Origin of the sequence: Nostoc sp. UIC 10630, assembly GCF_010747425.1 — a bacterium.
Lineage (GTDB): Bacteria > Cyanobacteriota > Cyanobacteriia > Cyanobacteriales > Nostocaceae > Nostoc.
In genome coordinates this window covers 1-5,316 of record NZ_JAAGOG010000334.1, presented here as the reverse complement: position 1 = coordinate 5,316, position 5,316 = coordinate 1, and the positions used below count along the sequence as shown (strand labels likewise).

Annotated in this window: 6 protein-coding genes and 1 tRNA gene; 4 read left to right on the top strand and 3 right to left on the bottom strand. The window is 43.8% G+C overall.

Annotated features, from left to right (window positions below):
• Positions 1–249 precede the first annotated feature (249 nt).
• On the bottom strand, positions 250–1,182 hold the full coding sequence (locus tag G1O98_RS36625; protein WP_163939158.1) for a serine hydrolase: 933 nt from the start codon (positions 1,180–1,182) through the stop codon (positions 250–252).
• 9 nt (positions 1,183–1,191) lie between these two features.
• Here G1O98_RS36625 and G1O98_RS36620 point away from each other — a divergent pair, with 9 nt between their 5' ends.
• From G1O98_RS36620 to G1O98_RS36610, 3 genes are all read left to right on the top strand, one after another.
• A complete protein-coding gene (locus G1O98_RS36620; RefSeq protein ID WP_163939156.1) occupies positions 1,192–1,896 on the top strand; it encodes a C40 family peptidase in 705 nt (234 codons plus the stop codon).
• A gap of 14 nt (positions 1,897–1,910) precedes the next feature.
• Positions 1,911–2,924, top strand: a complete 1,014-nt coding sequence (locus G1O98_RS36615) for a glycosyltransferase family 2 protein (protein ID WP_163939153.1) — start codon at positions 1,911–1,913, stop codon at positions 2,922–2,924.
• A 105-nt stretch (positions 2,925–3,029) separates the two neighbouring features.
• On the top strand, positions 3,030–4,304 hold the full coding sequence (locus G1O98_RS36610; protein ID WP_163939150.1) for an MFS transporter: 1,275 nt from the start codon (positions 3,030–3,032) through the stop codon (positions 4,302–4,304).
• A gap of 38 nt (positions 4,305–4,342) precedes the next feature.
• Here the strand turns inward: G1O98_RS36610 and G1O98_RS36605 are convergent.
• Positions 4,343–4,416 (bottom strand) — tRNA-Arg (locus G1O98_RS36605).
• 33 nt (positions 4,417–4,449) lie between these two features.
• Here G1O98_RS36605 and moaC point away from each other — a divergent pair.
• The gene (moaC, locus tag G1O98_RS36600) at positions 4,450–4,980 is read left to right on the top strand and encodes a cyclic pyranopterin monophosphate synthase MoaC (protein ID WP_163939148.1); all 531 of its coding nucleotides are present in this window, start codon (positions 4,450–4,452) and stop codon (positions 4,978–4,980) included.
• Here the strand turns inward: moaC and G1O98_RS36595 are convergent.
• Positions 4,961–5,158 (bottom strand): DUF2795 domain-containing protein, encoded by a 198-nt coding sequence (locus G1O98_RS36595; RefSeq protein WP_114082018.1) that lies wholly within the window; start codon positions 5,156–5,158, stop codon positions 4,961–4,963. The genes moaC and G1O98_RS36595 overlap by 20 nt on opposite strands.
• Between the last annotated feature and the right edge of the window lie 158 nt (positions 5,159–5,316).

The following is a 5,316-nucleotide window of genomic DNA, read 5'->3' as shown; positions in this document are numbered from 1 at the left end:
CGTCGAAAAACTACCTTTGATCCTGGTTGTGTCAACAAGGATTTTCTGATCGCCTCTTGACATCAATGAGAGAATCTCCGCGGACTAAGAAAAAATTGAGGTGTTGAACCCAGGGCTATGCAGTTCATAATGAGCAACAAAACCCTGATGTAGAGACGCGATTTATCGCGTCTTGAAAGACCAATCATTTACACCGATAACCCTTAACCAAGCGTATCGGAACCCACGGAGGTGGGTTTAACCTGAAGATCATAGACTAGCGATCGCTTCGGCAACTAGCCCAGAAACAAAGGGCAAAATAGCCTGACTCTTAGCCTGTACTTTACCTTCAGTAAATACCACTAAGAGATAAGGGCGCTGTTCTGGTAACTCAATATACGCTGCATCATGGCGAACTTGACTTGTCCAGCCTGCTTTTGACCAAATTTGAGCATTTTTAGGAATTCCACCACCCAAGAAGCCTGTTACTTGATTTTCCTCGGTGTCAGTGGGTAAATCGTTGAGAGGACGTTTCAGTAAAGCCATCATTGCTTGCGATCGCGCACTGGAAACCGCCACGCCACCTACAATACTATGCAATAATCTAGCGATCGCATTTGTTGTCAACATATTGCGATTTTCTAGTAACTCTCCCGCAAACGCCCGTTCTCGTCCATAAGGCCCATCACCCCAGGTTTTTTGACAGACGTTAATCGTCTCCATTTCTTCCCAACCCAAAGATTGATAATAGCGGTTAACGATATTACGCTGATATTTCCAGGTTTCAAAGGGCCCGGTTGGTAATTCTGGCCCGGATGTAGTACCACTTAAAATATCCACAACCAAGCTGGTAGCATCGTTACTAGAATCGACAATCATATCCCGCAAGGCGCGTTCCAACTCCTTGGAAGTTTGACTCATGCCTTTTTCTAGCCATTCATTTACCGCCACCAGGTAAAATAGCTTGACTACACTGGCGGGATAAATCCGTTCAACACCGCGATAAGTAAAACCACGGACTGGATGATCCCAAAAAGCGTTGGGAGTCAGCGCCCCACCAGTATTTACTAGCACTGGTGGATCGTAAACAACCCAAGTCAAGGCAATTTGATTCCTGGCTAAAGTCGGAAATGCTGCCCAAGTTGCATCTAAAATGCCATTACCAATATTTTCGAGTTGTTCGTCTTTATTAAAAAAAATCATTCTCTAATAATGCCCTTTAATCTAAAATCCGAAATCCAAAATCCAAAATTAGGGGAGTATCAGTGTTTAACTGACCTAAATTTATATGATTCTCCTGAATGTACACGTTTAGCAACTCAATCTGCATCTGGGAGGCATTTGTGGGTAACATCAAATCGTCAAAATTTAGCGGTTGAGGTGTATTTGTGTGAAGATGACTATCCGGGATGGTTATCTCTTTCAGATTTTGATTCATTACAACCTGCTACTGTACCTTATCAGGCTGCAACATTTTCTGAATCTGAAATTAAGAAACTCCTCGCAGAGGTCATCGCTTTTACCCAAAAAGCGATGCAACAATCAAATTATTACCTTTGGGGTGGTACGGTTGGGCCAAATTATGACTGTTCTGGATTGATGCAGGCGGCGTTTGCTTCAGTAGGGATTTGGCTACCTAGAGATGCCTATCAACAGGAAGGATTCACCCAACCAATTACTATTGCAGAACTAGCAGCCGGGGATCTGGTATTTTTTGGAACTAACCAAAAAGCAACCCATGTCGCACTTTATTTAGCTGATGGTTATTACATCCATAGTTCTGGTAAAGATCAGGGACGGGATGGAATTGGGATTGATATTCTCTCGGAACAGGGAGATGCTGTTAGTCTGTCGTATTATCAGCAGCTACGAGGTGCTGGTAGAGTTTTTAAGAGTTACGAACCACAGAGACGCTGAGGACGCAGGGGTATATGAGGAGTGGGAAGGTTTATCAAGGGTTGAGTGAGGAGAATGGGGCGATTTCGGCTATTGTCCCAGATGTTTCGGTGGTGGTGCCTATACATGATGAGGTGGAAAGTTTGCCGCTTTTATTAGAAGCGATCGCATCTACTTTATCTTCTAGTCAGGTAAATTATGAAATCATCTGTGTGGATGATGGTTCTACAGATGGTTCTGGGGATTTTCTGAAAAAAGAGGCGCAAAACCGCACTGATTTAAAGGCGGTAATTTTGCGTCGCAATTACGGACAAACTGCGGCGATGGCTGCTGGATTTTATTATGCAGTCGGGAAAGCGATCGTTACTTTAGATGCCGATCTCCAAAATGATCCAGCTGATATCCCTATGTTATTAGCAAAGCTGGATGAGGGTTACGATTTGGTAAGTGGTTGGCGGCAAAAACGCCAAGATGGTGCTGTAAATCGGTTACTTCCTTCCAAAATTGCTAACTGGCTAATTCGTCGCACCACTAGCGTGAATATTCATGATTATGGCTGTTCGCTGAAAGCTTATCGTGCAGAACTGTTGGCAGATATGAACCTCTACGGTGAACTACACCGATTTTTACCCGCTTTGGCGTACATCGAAGGAGCTAGAATTACTGAAGTACCCGTGCGTCATCACGCCCGTCGTTTTGGTAACAGTAAATATGGGATTTGGCGGACATTCCGGGTGTTGATGGATTTGTTAACCATTCTATTTATGAAAAAATTCCTCACCCGGCCGATGCACGTTTTTGGGCTATTGGGCTTGATTTCAATGGTTTCAGGCACAGCGATCGGAATTTACTTGACTTTTGTCAAATTAGCTTTAGGTGAGATGATTGGCAATCGCCCCTTGCTAAGTTTAGCTGTTCTTCTGCTGGTAACTGGGGTGCAGTTATTTTGCTTCGGTCTTTTAGCAGAATTGCTCATGCGTACATACCATGAATCTCAAGGACGGCCTATCTATCGCGTGCGAGAAGTGGTGGCAAAAAATATTAAGTAACGTAACAATAATAATGATTAGTCATTGGTCATTGGTCATTAGTCATTGGTCAAATAACAAAGGACAAAGGACAAATGACAAACAACTCATTAAATTGCATCTACCTTGAAAGCACTTAATACTTTTGACACCGAACTACGGCGCAACCTGCTGGTTTTATTTACAGCAGGTTTATTATTCTGGTCGAGTTTGTCTTCGCTCTTACCAACCTTACCGCTTTACATCGATGATGTGGGCGCAAGCAAGCAAGAAATTGGGATTGTGATGGGCAGTTTTGCCATTGGGTTATTGCTATTTCGCCCGATGCTGGGACGGTTAGCCGATGAACGTGGTCGAAAAATTGTCTTGTTGATTGGTACGATCGTAGCTGCGATCGCACCTTTTGGTTACTTGGCAACTCAATCAATTGGGCTGTTGATCCTGGTGCGGATTTTTCACGGTATTAGCGTTGCTGCTTTTACAACTGGCTACAGTGCCCTAATCGCAGATTTAGCTCCCGCAGAAACTCGTGGCGAAATCATTGGTTACATGACACTAGGAACTCCCCTTGGTTTAGCAATTGGCCCTGCCTTGGGTGGGTATTTAGAAGCTACAAGTGGTTACGGAATATTATTTCTGGTATCTGCGGAATTGGGTTTTTTCGCTCTCTTGGGAATTGTACAAGTCATAAATCCGCCAGTGCAGACACAAGAGCAAACGGAGGCAGAGGATGTCTACGACGGGCTACGCCTACGAAATTATTGGCAAATTTTGAGCAGTCCACAGGTGAAAGTTCCAACTATAGTTATGTTGCTGGTTGGTTTGTCTATTGGTGCTGTACATACCTTTGTCTCGTTGTTCCTCAAATCCAGTCAGGTAGACTTCAATGGCGGACTGTTTTTTACAGCTTCGGCAATTTCTAGTTTTAGTATCAGGATATTTGCTGGTAAGGCAAGTGATCGCTTTGGTCGTGGTTTGTTTATTACCTTTGGTATTTTTTGTTATGTTTTAGCGTTAATACTGCTGTGGCAGGCTTACAGCCCGATGGTTTTCTTATTGGCTGCGATCGCTGAAGGTGCTGGTGGTGGTACACTAATCTCGATGATGATTGTGATGATGGCAGACCGTTCACTGCCAGAAGAACGGGGGCAAATTTTTGCTCTATGCATAGCTGGACTTGACCTAGGAATTGCAATCGCTGCTCCTCTTTTGGGCATCATCGCAGAACAAGTCGGCTACCGCGATATGTTTGGCTATGGTGCTGCGATCACTTCTGTTGCACTTATTATCTTCATCACCCAGTCGAGCAAAAACCTATCCAACTCCCTGCGCTTTGCACTAGGTCTAGCTCCAGATGCTTATGCCTTGAAAAACTTAAAAGTTAGGAGTGAAGAAATTTAATTCCTCACTCCTAACTTTTAACTCTTAGCCTGATAAAACGGGCGAGGAGGGATTCGAACCCCCGACACCGTGGTCCGTAGCCACGTGCTCTAGTCCACTGAGCTACACGCCCTCACCGACAATCTATATTAACACGTTCAACTAAATGACGCAAGATAATTTTCTATCTAATTTTGCCAGCTTAACTCATCTAGATCAACACGGACAGGCACAGATGGTAGATGTGTCTGATAAAGCACCCACCATCCGCCAAGCAGTAGCTGCTGCCAATGTGCGAATGCTACCAACAACCTTTGCTGCTATTCAAGCCGGAAATGTCCCAAAAGGTGATGTGTTAGCAACTGCAAGATTGGCTGGGATTATGGCAGCCAAGCAAACAGCCGCTTTAATTCCTCTATGTCATCCGTTGCCTTTGCAAAAAATAGCAGTCGAAATTATACCCGACCCGCAACTACCTGGTTATCAAATTCAAGCCACAGTCAAAACAAAAGCTGAAACAGGTGTAGAGATGGAAGCCTTAACTGCTGTTTCTGTGGCTGCGCTGACTTTATACGATATGGCAAAAGCCTTAGAGAAGTCGATTCAAATTGAATCGATTCGTTTAATAAGTAAGAGTGGCGGGAAATCAGGAGATTATTCCCCGCCAGAGCAAGAACCTAGATTATCTCACCTATAGTTTTGTTGAGATCGGCTGGGCTATCAAACTCTTCATCATCTGGCAGTTTCTCTAACAGAGAAATAATCTCCTTATCTGCCCCTTGCTTTTTAGCGTGCTTAATCAAGTCTTTCTTTCCAGCAGGGTAGTCAACACCTTTTAAGTGTTTTTGCATTTCAACTGGGTTTGCCTTAGCCATTTTTATCCACCTCTAAAGGTTCTTTCCATATTCACAAGTGGATATATTTGCTCCCTCTATCAAACAGATGAATCATTTTTAACTGAGATAACTTAAAAGGTCATCCACTAGGTTGATGAATTATGTATAGGGCATGGGGCATTGGGAATGGGGAATGG